Source organism: Aestuariivirga sp., assembly GCF_046294715.1.
GTDB lineage: Bacteria > Pseudomonadota > Alphaproteobacteria > Rhizobiales > Aestuariivirgaceae > Aestuariivirga.
Window position 1 is genome coordinate 37997 of the sequence record NZ_JBKBKI010000025.1, and the last position, 18243, is coordinate 56239.

16 protein-coding genes and 1 pseudogene are annotated in these 18243 nt (G+C 66.0%); 9 read left to right on the plus strand and 8 right to left on the minus strand.

Features of this window, described 5'->3' with window-relative positions:
* The 3 genes and pseudogenes from ACK4HL_RS15275 to ACK4HL_RS15285 form a co-directional block, all read right to left on the minus strand.
* Window positions 1–875 (minus strand): annotated as a pseudogene (locus ACK4HL_RS15275) (hypothetical protein); the annotation flags it as partial.
* Between the two features lie 15 nt (window positions 876–890).
* Entirely contained in the window at window positions 891–2627 is a 1737-nt protein-coding gene (argS, locus tag ACK4HL_RS15280) for an arginine--tRNA ligase (protein ID WP_409761853.1), read from the minus strand.
* A gap of 39 nt (window positions 2628–2666) precedes the next feature.
* Window positions 2667–3863, minus strand: a complete 1197-nt coding sequence (locus ACK4HL_RS15285) for a deoxyguanosinetriphosphate triphosphohydrolase (RefSeq protein ID WP_409761855.1) — start codon at window positions 3861–3863, stop codon at window positions 2667–2669.
* Between the two features lie 47 nt (window positions 3864–3910).
* Here ACK4HL_RS15285 and erpA point away from each other — a divergent pair, with 47 nt between their 5' ends.
* Together erpA and xth are read left to right on the plus strand one after the other, a co-directional pair.
* Complete coding sequence (gene erpA, locus ACK4HL_RS15290) at window positions 3911–4240, plus strand: iron-sulfur cluster insertion protein ErpA (RefSeq protein ID WP_409761857.1); 330 nt, start codon at window positions 3911–3913, stop codon at window positions 4238–4240.
* A 42-nt stretch (window positions 4241–4282) separates the two neighbouring features.
* Complete coding sequence (gene xth, locus ACK4HL_RS15295; protein ID WP_409761883.1) at window positions 4283–5065, plus strand: exodeoxyribonuclease III; 783 nt, start codon at window positions 4283–4285, stop codon at window positions 5063–5065.
* Between the two features lie 54 nt (window positions 5066–5119).
* Here the strand turns inward: xth and ACK4HL_RS15300 are convergent, their stop codons facing one another.
* Complete coding sequence (locus ACK4HL_RS15300; protein WP_409761859.1) at window positions 5120–5464, minus strand: phasin family protein; 345 nt, start codon at window positions 5462–5464, stop codon at window positions 5120–5122.
* Between the two features lie 251 nt (window positions 5465–5715).
* Between ACK4HL_RS15300 and ACK4HL_RS15305 the strand changes: the two genes are divergently transcribed.
* The gene (locus ACK4HL_RS15305) at window positions 5716–7206 is read left to right on the plus strand and encodes a serine hydrolase (RefSeq protein ID WP_409761861.1); all 1491 of its coding nucleotides are present in this window, start codon (window positions 5716–5718) and stop codon (window positions 7204–7206) included.
* Here the strand turns inward: ACK4HL_RS15305 and ACK4HL_RS15310 are convergent.
* Genes ACK4HL_RS15310 through ACK4HL_RS15320 form a run of 3 tightly spaced genes read right to left on the minus strand, consistent with a single transcriptional unit; the run spans window position 7191 to window position 9424 of the window.
* Window positions 7191–7895 (minus strand): molecular chaperone DnaJ, encoded by a 705-nt coding sequence (locus ACK4HL_RS15310; protein ID WP_409761863.1) that lies wholly within the window; start codon window positions 7893–7895, stop codon window positions 7191–7193. The genes ACK4HL_RS15305 and ACK4HL_RS15310 overlap by 16 nt on opposite strands.
* Before the next feature lie 12 nt (window positions 7896–7907).
* The gene (locus ACK4HL_RS15315; protein WP_409761865.1) at window positions 7908–8609 is read right to left on the minus strand and encodes a VWA domain-containing protein; all 702 of its coding nucleotides are present in this window, start codon (window positions 8607–8609) and stop codon (window positions 7908–7910) included.
* A gap of 5 nt (window positions 8610–8614) precedes the next feature.
* Window positions 8615–9424 (minus strand): EipB family protein, encoded by an 810-nt coding sequence (locus ACK4HL_RS15320; protein ID WP_409761867.1) that lies wholly within the window; start codon window positions 9422–9424, stop codon window positions 8615–8617.
* A 78-nt stretch (window positions 9425–9502) separates the two neighbouring features.
* Between ACK4HL_RS15320 and ACK4HL_RS15325 the strand changes: the two genes are divergently transcribed.
* The 6 genes from ACK4HL_RS15325 to ACK4HL_RS15350 all read left to right on the plus strand — a co-directional run bounded on the left by ACK4HL_RS15325 (window position 9503) and on the right by ACK4HL_RS15350 (window position 13750).
* Complete coding sequence (locus tag ACK4HL_RS15325) at window positions 9503–10483, plus strand: 2-hydroxyacid dehydrogenase (RefSeq protein WP_409761869.1); 981 nt, start codon at window positions 9503–9505, stop codon at window positions 10481–10483.
* A gap of 133 nt (window positions 10484–10616) precedes the next feature.
* Complete coding sequence (locus tag ACK4HL_RS15330; RefSeq protein WP_409761871.1) at window positions 10617–11081, plus strand: RidA family protein; 465 nt, start codon at window positions 10617–10619, stop codon at window positions 11079–11081.
* A gap of 2 nt (window positions 11082–11083) precedes the next feature.
* Window positions 11084–11842 (plus strand): glycerophosphodiester phosphodiesterase family protein, encoded by a 759-nt coding sequence (locus ACK4HL_RS15335; RefSeq protein WP_409761873.1) that lies wholly within the window; start codon window positions 11084–11086, stop codon window positions 11840–11842.
* A gap of 1 nt (window position 11843) precedes the next feature.
* On the plus strand, window positions 11844–12986 hold the full coding sequence (locus tag ACK4HL_RS15340) for a GNAT family N-acetyltransferase (protein WP_409761875.1): 1143 nt from the start codon (window positions 11844–11846) through the stop codon (window positions 12984–12986).
* A 12-nt stretch (window positions 12987–12998) separates the two neighbouring features.
* Window positions 12999–13421 carry an HIT family protein gene (locus ACK4HL_RS15345; RefSeq protein ID WP_409761877.1) on the plus strand — a complete coding sequence of 141 codons (423 nt, stop codon included), beginning with the start codon at window positions 12999–13001 and terminating at the stop codon, window positions 13419–13421.
* Between the two features lie 62 nt (window positions 13422–13483).
* Window positions 13484–13750 (plus strand): hypothetical protein, encoded by a 267-nt coding sequence (locus tag ACK4HL_RS15350; protein ID WP_409761879.1) that lies wholly within the window; start codon window positions 13484–13486, stop codon window positions 13748–13750.
* 140 nt (window positions 13751–13890) lie between these two features.
* On the opposite strand, the gene rpoC is transcribed toward ACK4HL_RS15350, so the two are convergent.
* Complete coding sequence (gene rpoC / locus ACK4HL_RS15355) at window positions 13891–18057, minus strand: DNA-directed RNA polymerase subunit beta' (RefSeq protein ID WP_409761881.1); 4167 nt, start codon at window positions 18055–18057, stop codon at window positions 13891–13893.
* Between the last annotated feature and the right edge of the window lie 186 nt (window positions 18058–18243).

Here is an 18243-nt window from a genome sequence, read left to right on the forward strand (position 1 = left end):
TCGCCATAGTCGCGCGCCTCGCCCGAGCGGGCATAGGGATCGAGCGCTGGCGGACGCCGGGCGGGCACCCGCGAACCGGCATAACTTGGCGCTTCCGAACCAAGGGCGGGGCGGCCGCCACCCGGCGGCTGGAGGCGCGGCGGGGCGGTGTAGCCCGTCGCCGTGTCGATTGGCCGGTAAGGCGGCTGCGGCCGTGCACCAAGGTTCGGCGTTCCGGGCCGCAGGAAAGGAGGTTGGCGCTCTCCGCCCAGGGCGGGACGTGGCGGGGTAAGCGGCGGCCGCTGTTGGTCACCCCCGCGAGGCTCATCGGCAAAACTGAACTTGGGACGCGGGCCCGCACCGGCTGAAGGCTGGGCAGGCGTCGCAGGACGGTTCCCTCCGGCGGGAGCCGGCACGGCGGGGCGTGCCTGAGCCTGGGGCTGAGGCTGGGCCGGCTTGGCAGCGGCGGGCGCCGCTTCGGGGGCGGGTGCAGTCTTGCCCTCGGCCCGTTCGCGCGCGGCCTGCACGCGCTGTTCGGCCAGCTTCTCGGCGGCTGCCCGCTGGGCGCGGAGCTTTTCGGCCAGCGCCTCCTGTACGGCGATGTCAGGCGTGCGGGGGGTCGCGCGGGCAGCGGGAGCGGCTGAGGCAGGCGCCGGACCAGGAGGCGCCGGCTGAGGCGCAGGCCGTGCCGGCGCACGTGGCGCCATGGGGGCCGGCTTCGTCACCGGCTGCGGCGCGCGCGGGGCCGGCTTCGCGGTTCCTGCTGGCGGGGGCTGCCTTGCGGGCTCTTCGCGGAATTCGTCGGACAGCCTGGGCATTTCCTTCGCGCCGATACCGAGACGCTCGCGCCAGTTCCGCTTGTCCGGCCCGGAGCCGTTGCTCGAATTCTGATCCATATGACCTTATCGCCTCTACATCTCTTCGGCGGGCCTCACCCCAAGGATCCGAAGGCCATTTGCCAAAACATATCTAATCGCCCGCAAGAAGGCGAGACGTGTTGTCGTCAGATTCACATCATCCTTCAAAATAAATCGCAATTGCGGCGAGTCTTTGCCCTTGTTCCAAAGCGCGTGAAAATCCCCAGCAAGCTCAAAAAGATAGAAGGCGACCCGGTGCGGCTCATGCGCCGTGGCGGCAGCCTCGACGAGACGCGGATACTCGGCGATCCGCCGCATGATCCCGCGCTCCGCCTCGTCGGCGAGCAGCGTGAAGTCGGGCGAATCGGCGGGCCTGAAGCCCTCCTCCGCGGCGTTGCGCATGACCGAGCAGGTCCGGGCATGGGCATACTGCACGTAGAACACCGGATTGTCCTTGGATTGCTCGGTGACCTTGGCGAAATCGAAATCGAGCGGCGCCTCGTTCTTGCGGAACAGCATCATGAAGCGGACGACGTCCGGACCGACCTCGTCCACCACGTCCCGGAGCGTCACGAACTCGCCGGCCCGTTTCGACATCCGCACCGGCTCGCCCGCCCGGTAAAGCTTGACGAGCTGGCACAGCCTCACGATGACGTCCACAGTCCCCCTGCCGGCAAGCGCTGCCGCAACTGCCTCGAGACGCTTCACATAGCCGCCATGATCGGCGCCGAGCACATATATCAGCTCCTTGTAGCCGCGCCGGATCTTGTTGCGGCTATAGGCGACGTCCGAGGCGAAATAGGTGTAAGAGCCGTCCGACTTGAGGAGCGGCCGATCGATGTCGTCGCCGAAATCGGTGGCGCGGAAGAGCGTCTGCTCGCGGTCCTCCCAGTCTTCCGGCAGCTCTCCCTTGGGCGGCGGCAGCTTGCCCTGATAGACATGGCCGCGAGCCCTCAGATCGGCGATGGTTTCTGCGACTTCACCTGAATCGTGCAGCGACTTTTCCGAGAAGAAGACCTCCTGGCGGATGTTGAGGGCGGCGAGATCCTCCCGGATCAGCGCCATCATCATCTCCATGGTCCTCGCGCGGACGACCGGAAGCCAATCTGCTTCGGGCATGTCCTTGAGCGAGGGTCCGAACGCAGCGGCGAGCGCCTCGCCGACGGGCTTCAGGTACGAGCCCGGATAAAGGCCGGACGGAATTTCGCCGATCGGCTCTCCCAGCGCCTCGAGGTAGCGGAGGAAGGCGGAACGCGCCAGCACGTCCACCTGTGCGCCGGCGTCGTTGATGTAGTATTCCCGCGTCACCTCATAGCCGGATTCGACCAGGAGTTGGGCCAGCGCATCCCCGAACACGGCGCCGCGGACATGGCCCACATGAAGGGGGCCCGTGGGATTTGCCGATACATATTCGACGTTGGCCTTCTTGCCGCCGCCAAGGCGCGAGCGGCCGTAGGCTTCGCCGAGCGCCAGGACGGCCGTCAGCACCCGCGGCCAGACGGAGGATTTCAGCCTGAGATTGATGAAACCCGGCCCTGCGATTTCGACCATGTCGATCTCGGGGTGGCCCCTGAGCCGCATGGCGATGGCCTCGGCAAGCGCCCGCGGCGGCTGGCCGAACGCCTTGTTCAGCACCATCGCGGCGTTGGTGGAAATGTCGCCATGGGAGGCATCGCGCGGCGGCTCCGCCGTCACCCGCGAGAAGTCCAGCGGCTGGGCCACGCCCTGCTCCGCAGCGGCGGCCGAGACGGCCTCGCGGATGACCTGCAGGAACTCGGAAAAGAGGTTCATGTCGACAATTAAACTATTGAATTATTGGACCGCTGGCCCCTAGCGGAAAAGCGGATCGAGGTCAAACAGCCGTTTGTGCTGCTCGAGGGCATAGCGGTCGGTCATGCCGGCGATGAAGTCGCAGACCCTCCGGGCGTGGCGGGCGGGGTCTTTGGGTGAGCCGCCCTCCCGCCAGCCGGGCGGAAGGAGCTCCGGATCGTTGGTGTAGGCCTCGAACAGGGCGGCGATCACGCGCCGCGCGCGCTCCATGATTTGCTCAATCTTTTCATGGCGATACATGCGCTGGTTGAGAAATGACTGAAGGACGCGGTTGTTCTCCTGCATCTGCGCCCCGAAGCAGACGAGTGGTTGATCGAGTTGCCGAACGTCGCCGGAAACATGCAATTTGAGTGTCTTTGCACGTCGTTTGACGTTGTCGATCACGTCGAAGATCATGTCCGACATGACGCGCCGGACCGTCTCGTGCACCACCCGGTCATGGTCGAGGTCGGGGTAGAGCGTGAGCACCCGCGCCAGCGCCTCGCCGGCGAGCGGCACGTCGCCCAGGTCGATCAGGCCGAACAGCCCGGCCCGCAGACCGTCGTCGATGTCGTGGGCGTTGTAGGCGATGTCGTCGGCGATTGCCGCCACCTGCGCCTCCGCCGAGGCGTAGGAATGGAGTTCCAGTTCGTGAACCGCGGCGTACTCGACGATCGCCTCCGGCAGGCCCCACTCGCGATACCGCCCGACCGGATCGCCCTCGCGGTCGACCAGCGGCCCATTGTGCTTCACCAGCCCTTCGAGCGTTTCCCAGGTCAGGTTGAGGCCGTCGAAGGCGGCATAGCGCTTCTCGAGCTTGGTGACGATGCGCAGCGACTGGGCATTGTGGTCGAACCCGCCGTAGGGGCGCATCAGCTTGTCGAGTTCGCGCTCGCCGGCATGGCCGAAGGGCGTGTGGCCGAGATCGTGGGCGAGCGCGAGAGCTTCGGCGAGATCCTCGTCGAGCCCCAGCGCCCGGGCGATCGAGCGGGCCACCTGCGCCACCTCGATGGTGTGGGTGAGGCGTGTGCGGTAGTGATCGCCCTCGTGATAGACGAAGACCTGCGTCTTGTGCTTGAGCCGCCGGAAGGCCTGGGAATGAATGACGCGGTCCCGGTCGCGCGCGAAGGGCGTGCGGAAATCGGCGCCGGTTTCGGGGTGTACGCGCCCCCTGCTCTCCTCGGGAAGGGAGGCATAGGGCGCCGTGAACCGCTGCATGGGAGAATCCGTTGACAAGCTGTGGGATCGCAACAACATACACCAAGATGAGCACGACCATCACCCTGACAGACCGCGCCGCCTCGCGAATCCTCGAGATCCTCGCCCGCGAGCCGGGCAAGAGCGCGCTCCGCATCGCGGTGAACGGAGGCGGCTGTTCGGGGTTCCAGTACGAGTTCGTGCTGGCCGAGCAGCCGGCCGAGGACGACCTGGTGATCGAGCGCGGCGGCGCCAGGGCTCTTGTCGATCCCATGAGCCAGGGCTTTCTCGAAGGGGCCGAGATCGATTTCGTGGACGATCTCATGGGCCAGTCCTTCCGCATCAGGAATCCCAACGCCACCTCCTCCTGCGGCTGCGGCACCAGCTTCTCGATCTGACGGGCCTTGCGGCGCCCCTGCCGGGCCGCCATCATGGCCGCCATGAAGATCGCCACCTGGAACGTCAATTCGATCAAGGCACGCCTCGAGAATGCTCTCGCCTGGCTGAAGGCCGCCGATCCCGATGTCGTGTGCCTGCAGGAACTGAAATGCGAGGACGATGCCTTTCCCTCCCTCGCCTTCGAGGAGCTTGGCTACAACGTCGTCACCCACGGCCAGAAGACCTACAACGGCGTGGCCATTCTCTCGAAACGGAAGCCCGAGGACGTGCGGCGCGGACTGCCCGGAAACGACGAGGACGGCCAGGCGCGCTATATCGAGGCGGTGTTTTCCCGCAAGTCCGGGATGGTGCGCGTCGCCTCCATCTACCTGCCCAACGGCAATCCCGTCGGCACGGAGAAATTCGCATACAAGCTGCGCTGGATGGACCACCTCCACGCCTATGCCAAGGCCCTCCTCACGCTCGAGGAACCCTTCGTGCTGGCGGGCGACTACAACGTGATCCCCACACCCCTCGACGCCAAGAACCCGGATGCGTGGAAGACCGACGCGCTGTTCCAGCCGGAGTCGCGGGCCCGCTTCGGCGCCCTCCTCAATCTCGGCCTCACCGATGCCATTCGCCAGGTCCATGGCGACGCGCCGGGGCTCTACACGTTCTGGGACTATCAGGCGGGCGCCTGGCAGCGCAACAACGGCATCCGCATCGACCACGCGCTGCTCTCGCCACAGGCGGCGGACCTCCTGAAGGATGCATGGATCGAGCGCGAGGTGAGGACGCAGGAGCGCCCCTCCGACCACGTGCCGGTTGTCGTCGAACTCAAATGAAAACCCGCGCGCCTCGGGCGAGGCGCGCGGGTTCAGGTCCTGGGAAGGAAACGCTTACTTCGGGGCCTTGACGCCGAAGGCGGCGAAGGAGGCCTCGAAGGGCTTGAAGGCTTCCTTGGCGGTGTTGAGGTAAAGCTCGTTCATCTTGCTCACCTGGGCGACGACCGCGTCATAGCTCTCCTTGGCGAAGGCCTGCTGGGCCTCGAGCGCCTTGTCGAAGGACTTGACGGCAGCGATCTTCTCGAAGGCAGCCGTGCTCTTCTCGAACGACTTGCGCGAGAACTCGGCGGCCTCCTGGGCCATGGCCTGCATGCCCTTGGTCACGGCGGTGGACGAAGCGACATAGGCCTCGAACCCGTCTTTGCCGAAGGTCTGGAATTCCTCGAATGACTTCATCATGGGCGCGTCTCCGTTTGCCGCTGGGTTATGGCGCCTAATATGTGCACTGCAACATGGATGTCAACTGGTTTTTTGCATTGCAGCAACCCCTCCTTTGGTATGGAACCGGGCCGGGCGGGTTAACGTCCCGCTAACGGCCGCTGGGCAAGAGTGTCATAAGGGGACGAAAAGGCTGGGCAGGCGGGGTGGCCGGTACAGCCTCGTTGTGTTATGGGTCGGCGTCCTTCGTCGGCCACCTGGGTGGAGTGGGAATGCAGAATTCTGGAATTCGCGCCGGAACGGGCGTGCCCGAGGCGTTGAGCGTCATCTGGCGGGCGATGCTCCTGATGCTGATCATCGCCGTCTCGACGAGCCTCGCTGCCGCGCCGGCCGCGGCAAACGCCAAGTTCGCCGCCATCACCGTGGACGCGCGCACCGGCAAGGTGCTCTTCTCCGAGAACGCCGATTCCATCAGGCATCCGGCCTCGCTCACCAAGATGATGACGCTCTATGTCCTCTTCCAGGATCTCAAGAGCGGCAAGCTCAGCCTCGGCACGCCGATCCGCATGTCGAAGCGAGCCGCCGGCATGGCGCCCTCCAAGCTCGGCGTCAAGGCGGGCGGCAGCATCAGCGTCGAGACCGCCATCCGCGCCCTCGTCGTCAAGTCGGCCAATGACGTTGCCGCCGCCGTGGCCGAAACGCTGGAAGGCAGTGAATCGGCCTTCGCCAAGCGCATGACCCGCACCGCGCGCTCTCTCGACATGGCGCGTACCACCTTCGCCAATGCATCCGGCCTTCCCAATCCCGCGCAGGTGACGACAGCGCGCGACATGGCGACGCTCGGCCTGCGGCTGATGCGCGACTTCCCCGAATACTACCCCTATTTCCGCAGCCGCAGCTTCGTTTATGGGGGCCGCACGATCCGCGGGCACAATCGCCTTCTCGGAAGCTACGAAGGCACGGACGGCATCAAGACCGGCTACATCAACGCCTCGGGCTTCAACCTCGTCTCCTCCGTCCGGCGCGGCGACAAGCGCCTGGTCGGCGTGGTGCTGGGCGGCCGCACGGGTGCCTCGCGCGATGCCTACATGAAGAAGATGCTGAGCAAGCAGTTCGGCAAGGCGACGGGCGGCAAGACCATCGCCGCGCTCGCCGGATCATCGAAGGGCGTCGTCGCTTCAGCCGAGCGGGACGAAACGCCCGCCGCCGCCGCGACTGTGGGCGAGGCGCAGAAGGCCGCTCGCAAGGAGGCCGCGGCGAAGAACACGAAGAAGACCGAGCAGGAAACCCAGCCGGCCGCGGAGCCGGAACAGGGCGATGCCGAGGGCAGCATGGCCGACCTGGCTGCACAAGCCGCAACGGAACTGGTGGAGGAGGTGCCGCAGCCTTCCGCCATGCTGACGGACATCCCCGCTCCCGGCGAGAACCAGCCGGGCGAGACGCCCTTCCAGGTGAAGACCCCTTCAGAGCAATTGGCTGACAAGGCAGCGGTGGCCTCGATCTCACCCGCCGTGGATTCCAGCTGGACGATCAATCTCGGCGACTACGCCACCAAGAACGATGCGCAGGCCGTGCTGCAGCTGCTGCGCAAGCGGTCGCCGGACCTGCTCTCCGGCAAGACGGCCCAGACGGTGATGGTGGAGAAATCCGGCGTCGTCACCTACCGGGCGCGCTTCACCGGCTTCGACGAGGCCGCTGCCGCCCTGGCCTGCAAGGCGGCCAAGAAGCACAAGACACCCTGCCAGCCTCAGGGCCCGTCGTGAAGCAGAAGCTCCTTGGCCTCGTTGATCTTGGCCGCGAGATAATCTGACCCTCCCAGATCGGGATGCGCCGCCTTCATGAGGCGGCGGTGGGCCGAGCGCACCTCATCCGCCGTTGCGCCATCCTTCAGGCCGAGAATGGCCAGGGCCTCGGCTTTCGTCATCTTCGTCGACGCGCCGCGCGGGGCGGATTGCCCGTTGCCGCCCCATTTCGCACGCCACTCCGGATGGCTGCGCTCGATCCAGGCTTCGAGCAGCGCCCGGCTCTGGTCGGCAGACGCCGCACATTGCGCGTGGAGCCGCTGTGCCTCTTCGAGGCTCAGGCTGGAGAGCCGCCTCCCCTTGAAGGGCCCGGCGAGGACCTCGCCGTCCATGCGCCCCGAATCGTGGTCGAGCTCCATGGCGAGAAGGCCCGTCGCCACCTTCGAGCTTTGGCCGGGCGTCTTGCGCTGCCAAGGCATGCCGTTCGGAAACACCATCTGCTGGCCCATCAGCCCGAGACCCAGCACGAACAGCGGCATGGCGAGGTTGATCTGGCCCCTGAGCGCCAGCAGGCCGGAAAAGGCGATGATGAGACCACCGCCGATCTTGCGCACGAGCCCGCGCACCTGTGCCGGCTGGGCGTTGGCGAAGGCCTTGATGAGCCACCAGCCGCCGACCACGATCGCCAGTCCGATCAGGAGATTTGCCATGGCTCCCGCCCTTCAGCCGAGCTGCCGGAGCAGCAGCGTCGCCGCCCCGCCCTTCGCCGCCGAATGGTCCGCCAGCGCCTTGTAGCCCCCTGCCGCGTAGACGGCGACGGCAGTGAGAAGTTCGCGGAGAATGCGCGCGGAGTCGCTGCCGAAGCGGAAATAGGCGCCGCGCGTCAGCCGTGCGATCTCGCGGAAGCCCGCTTCCGCCGCAGGATCGTGCCCCTCCTGGAACATGAAGACCGGGAGGCCGAGAAGCCCGATCTCGCCCGCCACATGGGCGAGCGCGTCGATCGGCTCCTCCATCGCATCGCCGACATAGACGCAGGCGTTGACCTTGCCCGCACCCGCTTCGCCGCGCAGATGCTTCAGGACACGGAGGATCTGCGTCTGCCCGCCCATGCAGCGGATGCCGGCCATGAGCCGTGCAAGCGATTGGGTGTCCGGGCTCCACTTCGAGGCGCGGCACTCGCCGTGGCCCCGGAAATAGACCAGCTGGACGTCGAGGCCGCCGACACGGCCTGCCTCCGCGAACATGTCGCCCTGGATCGCAAGCGCCGTATCCCAGCTGTGCTGGCGGCTCATGGTGGCGTCCATGGCGAGCACCAGCCGCCCCCGCCCGCCTTCATGGCCGGGAGCCGGAACCTCACGGACACGGGCGAGGAAGGCTTCGACATCGCCCGCGCCCGGTTCTTCATGGCGCTTGATCCTGGACATCGGCGTCAGGGGCAGCTCGACGGCGCGAGCAGCTTGAGATCGGTGAGCGTGCCGGAGAGCGCAAACTCGCCATAATCGAGCACGAGGCCGGTGGCGACGCCATTCGCGTACATGTCGAAGCTCACCTGGTACTCCGGCGTTTCAGCCTCGCCCTCGAGCGGAAAATAGCTGACGGTGATGGGCCACGACCCCAGCGCCTTGAGGGTCGCAGCCACGGGGTTGGCGACATCGCGCGCGACCGCGCCCGGCGGCTTCTCCCGGCCCACGAAGGAAATCGCGCGGAACGACTTGCCCTCGTCGGAGCCGTCGAAGACGATGCTGGAATCGCGCCCTCCCCCCGCCTCGCCGAGGCTCATCAGGCGCAGCTGGTGCTGCATGGGAAGCGCGGCGCCTGCGGGCACCGTGAAGGTTTCCCCGGGCTTGCTGGAGAGCGTTCCCTTGCCTTCCTTTTCAACCGCGGCGCGGGTCATGCGGATGCGCAGGTCCTCGCGCGCGGCACCATCCACCTTCTCCTTGAGCTGGTGGCGGAAATCGAGCGCGCCCGGCCCCTCGAACGTCGTCGTCTGCGTGTCGATGAGGGTGACCTCGCCCTCCTTCGGGCGGTACTTGGTGGCCATGCGGAAACTCACCGTGTAGCCCTCGCAGCTCGACCCCTCGATCTCGAAGGCGAGCCGGCCGCTGGCCGACTGCAGCGAGGAGCCATCCTCGGCCCGCAGAAGGCGCAGGTCGTACAGGGCGCGGTGGGGCACCACCGTCGCGGCCTCGGCGGCCGGCGCCAGAAGCAGGACACACAGAAGCAGAACGGTGCTTTTCAAACTTGCATCTCCATGGCCGGGATGTTCCAATGGCGGCTTCCCCGCAACCTTAACATAATTATCTGAAAACAAGAGGCAATGATGGCGGCAGCAGGGCCGGAACGGGCGCGCATTCTGGTGACCCGGAAGATGATGCCGGATGCCGAGCGGCGGATCGCCGCCAGCTTCCGGGCGAGCCTCAATCCGGACGACCGGCCGATGAGCCCTGCGGAGATCCTCGCCAGGGCGGCGGAGCATGACGGCATCCTGCTCACCTCCTTCGACAAGCTGGGGCCTGATTTCATCCCGGCCCTTCCACCCTCCATCCGCATCATCGCCACCCATTCGGTGGGCTACGACCATCTCTCGATTCCCCAGGCGCGGGAGAAGGGCATCGCCGTCACCAACACCCCCGGCGTCCTGACGGACGCCACGGCCGACATCGCGCTGCTGCTGATCCTCGGTGCTGCCCGCGGCGCCTCCTGGGGCGACCGCATGGTGCGCGAGAACCGCTGGGGCGACACCACCCTCGTCTCCCCCCTGGGGCATGACGTTTCCGGAAGGAGGCTCGGGATCCTGGGCATGGGGCGCATCGGCCAGGCCGTGGCGAAGCGTGCCAGGGCCTTCGGCATGGCGCTCCACTACCATTCGCGCAGGCCGGTTGCCGCAGGCGACGAGCATGGCGCCCGCTACCATGCCCGCTTCGAGGACATGCTGCCCCACTGCGATTTCCTTTCCATCAACTGCGCCTCAACGCCCGAGACGCGCGGCATCGTCAATGCGGCCTCGATCGCCCTGCTGCCCGACGGCGCCATCGTGGTGAACACCGCGCGCGGCGACATCGTGGACGACGATGCGCTGATCGGGGCGCTCGCCTCCGGCAAGCTCGCCGCCGCGGGCCTCGACGTGTTCCGGGGGGAGCCGCGTATCGACCCGCGGTACCGCGCGCTCGACAACGTGTTCCTGCTTCCCCATATCGGCAGCGCCACCCCCGGCACGCGCAGCGCCATGGCGCATAAATGCATCGACAATCTCGAGCAGTTCTTCAGGGGCGAGCGCCCGGCCGATCTCCTGACGTGAGGCCCTGCCATGCCGGAAGGGCATGCGTGGCTTGACCCCTCTTTCCGGAGCGTCCAATCTGGCGCCACCTGAACAGCATGGCGGCCCGCGCCACCCCGCGCGGGCTGGCCTTTTTCGAGAAGAGGAGTGAGGAATGGGTCAGATCGACAGGCGGCTCGCGGAACTGGGCATCACCCTGCCGGAGGCGGCGAAGCCCGTGGCCAACTACGTGCCCTGGTCGCGGACCGGCAATCTCGTGTTCATCTCCGGTCAGGGACCGATCGAGAACGGCAAGGTCGCCTATCCGGGCTGCCTCGGGGTGGACGTTTCGCTCGAGGACGGGGCGAAGTCCGCCCGGCTCTGCGCCCTCAACGTCGTCGCGCAGCTCAAGGACGCCTGCGGCGGCGACCTCGACCGGGTGAAGCGCATCGTGAAGCTCGTGGGCTTCGTCAATGCATCGCCCTCCTTCAAGGACCACCCGAAGGTGATCAACGGCGCCTCCGACCTGATGGTGGAGATCTTCGGCGACAAGGGCCGCCACGCCCGCTCCGCCGTGGCCTCGCCCTCGCTGCCGATGGGCATTTCGACGGAGGTCGAAGCCATCGTGGAGGTGGAATAGGGATGGACCGGCTCGCCGCCGGGCGCGCGGCGGATTTCATCCTGGCACGCCCCATCGCCCATCGCGGGCTGCACGACATCGCGAAGGGAATCGTGGAGAACACCTCCTCCGCCTTCCAGGCGGCGCTCGATCACGGCTATGCCATCGAATGCGATCTTCAGATCACGAAGGACGGCGAGGCGGTCGTCTTCCATGACGAGACGCTGGAGCGCCTCACGCAGGCCGCGGGCCGCGTCAAGGACCTCACCGCCGCCGAGATGAAGCAACTGGCCATCCGCCATTCTCAGGACCATGTGCAGACGCTCGCGGAGCTGCTGGAGCAGGTGGCGGGCCGGGTTCCGCTCATCATCGAGCTGAAATCGCACTGGGATGGCGAGGAACGGCTGGCGGCGCGGGCATTGGAGGTGTTGAAGGACTACCCCGGGCCCCACGCGCTCATGTCCTTCGATCCCGATGCGGTGGCCGCGGTGCGCCGGCTCTCGCCCCAGACCATCCGCGGCATCGTGGCCGAGCGCGCCTTCGATTCCTATTACGATGCGCTGCCGCTGGCGAAGCAGATCGAGCTCCGCACCTTTTCGCATGTGGAGCGAACGAGGCCGGATTTCGTGTCCTTCTATTTCGACGAGCTGCCCTGGGCGCCGGTCTCGGCCCTTCGCGCTTCGGGAAAGCCGGTGATCACCTGGACGATCCGCTCGCCCCAGCAGGCGTGGCGGGCGCGCCGCCATTCGGACCAGATCACCTTCGAGGGGTTCCTCGCCTGAGATGCTGAAGGCCGTTTCCAGCGCCTTGTCCATCAAGCGGGAGGACTGGGACCGCCTCGCCAATCCGGCCGACGCCGAGTTCAACCCCCTCGTCGGCCACGACTTCTTCCGCTGCCTCGAAGAGTCCGGCTGTGCGGTGGCCAAGACCGGCTGGGCGCCGCGGCACCTGGTCATGGAAGATGGCGAGGGACGCCTCACCGGCATCGTGCCCTGCTACCGGAAGCGCCACTCCTATGGCGAATATGTCTTCGACCATGGCTGGGCCGACGCCTTCGAGCGTGCCGGCGGGCGCTACTATCCGAAGCTGCAGGTCTCGGTGCCCTTCACCCCCGCGACCGGCCCCCGCCTCTTCGCGGCATCCGAGGCGGAACGGCGCGATCTTGCCTCCGGCCTCATCGCGCTGTGCACGGAGGAGAAGGCATCCTCCGTGCACATCACCTTCCTGCCGGAAGCCGACTGGGCAGCACTCGGCGGAAGACTGTGGCTCCAGCGCACCGACATCCAGTTCCACTGGCTGAACCAGGGTTTTGCCTCCTTCGAGGAATTCCTCGCCGGTCTCTCATCCCAGAAGCGCAAGAACATCCGCAAGGAGCGCGCCTCGGTCGCGAAAGCCGGAATCCAGCTTCGGGCGCTGACCGGAGCGGAGATTCAGGAGAAGCACTGGGACGCCTTCTACGCCTTCTACATGGACACCGGGGCCCGGAAATGGGGCTCCCCCTACCTCAACCGGGACTTCTTCAGCCTCATCGGCCAGGCCATGGCCCAGCACATCCTGCTCGTCATCGCCGAACGCCAGGGCCGCATGATCGCGGGTGCGCTGAACTTCATCGGCTCGCACGCGCTCTACGGCCGCAACTGGGGCTCGCTCGAATATCACGACAACCTGCATTTCGAGACCTGCTACTACCGGGCCATCGACTTCGCGATCGCCCGCAGGCTGCCGCGCGTCGAGGCCGGCGCCCAAGGCGGCCACAAGCTGGCGCGCGGCTATCTTCCGCAGAAGACCTACAGCCTTCACTATCTCGCCCACCCGGGGCTGCAGCGCGCCGTCGCGAACTATCTCGAATCCGAGCGGCGCGGCATCGACCAGGAGAAGGAGGCCCTTGCGGCCCATTCGCCGTTCCGGCAGGAACAGGACTTCTGAACGGGTGAAACCATGAGCTACGACACCAACAACGTCTTCGCCAAGATCCTGCGCGGCGAGATACCCTGTCACAAGGTCTATGAGGACGAGCACACGCTGGCCTTCATGGACGTGATGCCGCAGGCCGACGGCCACACGCTGGTCATCCCGAAATCTCCCTCGCGCAACCTGCTCGACGCCGACCCGGCAACGCTGGGGCCGCTCATGGCGACGGTGAAGAGGGTGGCCGAGGCTGCGCGCAAGGCGTTCGGCGCCGAAGGCATCCTCGTTCAGCAGTTCAACGAGCCGGCTGCGGGACAGACCGTGTTTCATCTCCATTTTCACATCCTTCCCCGCAGCGCCGGCGTCTCGCTCCGCCCGCACACCGGCAAGATGGCCGATCACGCGCTGCTCGCACGGCACGCCGAGCTGATCAGGGCCGCACTGCAGGGTTGATCGAAATCAAGGAGCGGCCTTCGGGGCTCTGGCTAATGTCTGCGCGAAACGAGGAGACAGACATGAATCACAAGCACCGCAAGGTCCTCCACAGCCTATTCAGCCACCCCATTCCCAGCAACATCCATCTCCACGAGGTGGAATCGGTGTTCAAGGAGATGGGCGCGGATCTGAGCCACTCGGGCCATGGACGGCTTCTGGTGAACATGAAGGGCAAGACCGCGACCTTCCACGGCGCCGACCATGGCCTGTCCAAGGACGAGGTCCACAACATGAAGAAGTTCATCGAGTCCTGCGGCGTCGAGCCGGGGCGCGATTACCCACTTTGAGTCCGTAGGCGTACTTCCTCCCTGTAGCCTTGGGACCGGAATCTCCGGTCCCATTTTTCATTGGCGGCGATCAAAGGGCGGCGGCCAAGAAAAAAGGCCCGGTCTTCACCGGGCCTTTTCGCTTTCCGTGGTCCGGGGCCTTACTCGGCCGCCGGAAGCTCGCTGGCCTTTGCCTGTTCCTCGAGGATGAGCGTGTCGCGCTTGTCCGCCACCTGCTTGAGGCGCGAAAGCATGCCGCCCGTTCCTGCCGGAATGAGGCGGCCCACGATGACGTTCTCCTTGAGGCCCTCCAGCGTATCCACCTTGCCGATGATGGAGGCTTCGGTGAGCACGCGGGTGGTCTCCTGGAAGGAGGCGGCCGAGATGAAGGAGCGCGTCTGCAGCGAGGCCTTGGTGATGCCGAGCAGCACGGGCTTGCCCGTGGCCGGCCGCAGCCCTTCGGACTCCAGCTTGGCGTTCTCGTGGTCGAGTTCCTCGCGGTCCACCTGCTCGCCGACCAGCAGGGTCGACTCGCCCGAGTCCGTGATCTCGACCTTCTGCAGCATCTGGCGGACGATCACCTCGATGTGCTTGTCGTTGATGTTCACGCCCTGCAGACGATAGACTTCCTGGATCTCGTTGACGAGGTAGGATGCGAGCTCCTCCACGCCCTTGATGTCCAGGATGTCGTGCGGAGCCGGGTTGCCGTCCATGATGAACTCGCCCTTCTCGATGAAGTCGCCCTCCTGGACGGGCAGATGCTTGCCCTTGGGGATGAGATACTCCACCGCCTCCGCGCCGTCCTCCTGAGGCACGATGCGGATGCGGCGCTTGTTCTTGTAGTCGCGGCCGAATTCCACCCGGCCCGAGATCTCCGCGATGATCGCGTGATCCTTGGGCCGCCGGGCCTCGAACAGCTCCGCGACGCGCGGCAGACCGCCGGTGATGTCACGCGTCTTGGCGCTCTCGAGCGGGATACGGGCCAGAACGTCACCGGCGGTGACCTTCGCACCCGGATCGACCGAGAGAACGGCGTCCACCGACAGCAGGTAGCGCGCCTCGCCGCCACGGGCGAGCTTCTGCACCTTGCCGTCCTTGCCCTTGATGACCATCGCGGGCTTGAGGGACGAACCGCGCTGGTTCGAGCGCCAGTCGATGATGACGCGGTTGGTGATGCCGGTGGCCTCGTCCGCCACCTCGTTCACCGACACGCCCTCGACGACGTCCTCGAATTCCACCGTGCCTTCGACTTCCGTCATCAGCGGACGCGTATAGGGGTCCCACTCGGCGAGGCGCGTGCCGCGCTTCACCTTGTCGCCCTCGTCCACGAACAGCCTGGTGCCGTACCCAAGCTTGTGGACCGCGCGCTCGGTGCCGTTCTCGTCGACCAGCACCAGGGCGGAGTTGCGGCCCATGACCATCAGGCGGCCGGAGGCATCCTTCGCCACGTTCTTGTTGCGGATGACGATCTTGCCGTCGGCGTTGGCTTCGATGAAGGACTCGTTCAGCACCTGCGCAGTGCCGCCGATGTGGAAGGTGCGCATGGTGAGCTGCGTGCCCGGCTCGCCGATCGACTGGGCGGCGATGACGCCCACCGCCTCGCCGAGGTTCACCGGCGTGCCGCGCGCGAGGTCGCGGCCATAGCACTTGCCGCAGACGCCGAACTTCGTCTCGCAGGTCAGCACCGAGCGGATGCGGAGCTCGGCGATGCCCGACTTCTCGATCCGCTCGACATGCGACTCCATGATCTCGTTGCCGGCGGCAACGATGATCTCTCCCGATGCCGGATCCGTCACGTCCGTCGCCGCGGTGCGGCCCAGAACGCGGCTTCCCAGCGAGGCGATGATCTCGCCCGCATCGATGATCGGCCGTGCGGTGATCGATGCCTTGGTGCCGCAATCGGCTTCCGAGATGATGGCGTCCTGCGCCACGTCCACGAGACGGCGGGTGAGATAGCCCGAGTTCGCGGTCTTGAGCGCGGTGTCGGCCAGCCCCTTGCGGGCGCCGTGGGTCGAGTTGAAGTACTCGAGCACGGAGAGGCCTTCCTTGAAGTTCGAGATGATCGGCGTCTCGATGATCTCGCCCGAAGGCTTGGCCATCAGGCCGCGCATGCCGCCGAGCTGCTTCATCTGCGCGGGCGAGCCGCGCGCACCCGAGTGGCTCATCATGTAGATGGAGTTGATCGGCTTCTCGCGTCCGGACTTCTCGTCAGGCTGCACGGCGGAGATGCGCGCCATCATCTCCTCGGCCACCTTGTCGGTGGTCTTGGCCCAGGCGTCCACGACCTTGTTGTACTTCTCGCCCTGGGTGATCAGGCCGTCGATGTACTGCTGCTCGAACTCCTTCACGAGCTCGCGCGTGGCGCCGACGATCCTCTCCTTCGTCTCGGGGATGACCATGTCGTCCTTGCCGAAGGAAATGCCGGCCTTGTAGGCGTTGTAGAAGCCGAGGCTCATGATGCGGTCGCAGAAGATGACCGATTCCTTCTGTCCGCAGTGGCGGTAGACGGCGTCGATCATGCGCGAGATGTCGCGCTTGGTCATGAGCTTGTTGCAGAGGTCGAAGCTGATGCCGATGGACTTCGGCAGCAGCTCGCCGATCTTCATGCGGCCCGGCGTCGTGTCCACGATGCGGTTAACGCGGCGGCCCTCGGCATTCACCTCGGCCACGCGGCCCTTGATCTTGGTGTGCAGCGTGATGACGCCCGCGGCGAGCGCGTGATCGATCTCGGCCATGTTGCCGAAAGCCTTGCCCTCGCCGGGCTCACCCTTGCGCATGATCGAGAGGTAGTAGAGCCCGAGCACGATGTCCTGCGACGGCACGATGATCGGCTGTCCGTTGGCCGGATGCAGCACGTTGTTGGTGGACATCATCAGCACGCGCGCCTCGAGCTGAGCCTCGAGCGACAGCGGCACGTGAACGGCCATCTGGTCGCCGTCGAAGTCGGCGTTGAAGGCGGTGCAGACGAGCGGGTGCAGCTGGATGGCCTTGCCCTCGATCAGCACCGGCTCGAAGGCCTGGATGCCGAGGCGGTGCAGCGTCGGCGCACGGTTGAGGAGCACCGGATGTTCGCGGATCACCTCGTCGAGGATGTCCCAGACCTCCGGCTTCTCCTTCTCCACGAGCTTCTTGGCCTGCTTCACCGTGGCCGAGAGGCCCTTCGCGTCGAGGCGCGAATAGATGAAGGGCTTGAACAGCTCCAGGGCCATCTTCTTGGGCAGGCCGCACTGGTGCAGCTTGAGCTCCGGGCCGACGACGATCACCGAGCGGCCGGAATAGTCCACGCGCTTGCCGAGCAGGTTCTGGCGGAAGCGGCCCTGCTTGCCCTTGAGCATGTCGGCCAGCGACTTCAGCGGGCGCTTGTTGGCACCCGTGATCACGCGGCCGCGGCGGCCGTTGTCGAACAGCGCGTCGACCGCCTCCTGCAGCATGCGCTTCTCGTTACGGACGATGATGTCCGGCGCACGCAGCTCGATCAGCCGCTTCAGGCGGTTGTTGCGGTTGATGACGCGGCGGTAGAGATCGTTGAGGTCGGACGTCGCGAAGCGGCCGCCATCCAGGGGAACGAGCGGGCGCAGTTCCGGCGGGATGACCGGGATCTGCGTCAGGATCATCCATTCCGGGCGGTTGCCGGACTCGATGAAGCTCTCCACCAGCTTGAGGCGCTTGGCGATCTTCTTGGGCTTCAGGTCGCCCGTGGCGTTCTTCAGTTCCTCGCGCAGCTGGTCACGCAGCTGCTCGAGATTGATTGACATCAGGATGTCGCGGATGGCCTCGGCGCCGATGCCCGCGGTGAACGCGTCCTCGCCATAGTCCTCCTGCGCCTTGATGTACTCGCTCTCCGAGAGAAGCTGGTGCAGCTTCATCGGCGTGAGGCCGGGCTCGAGCACGATGTAGCTCTCGAAGTAGAGGATGCGCTCCACATCCTTCAGCGTCATGTCGAGCAGCATGGAGATGCGGCTCGGCAGCGACTTCAGGAACCAGATGTGGGCAACGGGAGCGGCGAGCTCGATGTGGCCCATGCGCTCGCGCCGGACCTTCGAGAGCGTCACCTCAACACCGCACTTCTCGCAGATGATGCCCTTGTATTTCATCCGCTTGTACTTGCCGCACAGGCACTCGTAATCCTTCACCGGCCCGAAGATGCGGGCGCAGAACAGCCCGTCCCGCTCCGGCTTGAAGGTGCGGTAGTTGATGGTCTCGGGCTTCTTGATCTCGCCGAAGGACCACGAGAGGATCTTTTCGGGGCTCGCGATCGAAATGCGGATCTGATCGAAGGTCTGGGCCGGCGTTGCCGGGTTGAAGACGTTCATGACCTCTTGGTTCATCGGTCACTTCTCCTTTTCGCGGGATATCCCCCGCAGGGTGTTCTTAGAGCGGATGTGACTGGCGGCGGGGAGCGCGGAACGCCCCCGCCCCGACGCTTTAACCGGAAATCTGCTGCTGCGAATTCTGGAGCTCCACATTGAGACCGAGCGAGCGCATTTCCTTAACGAGCACGTTGAAGCTTTCGG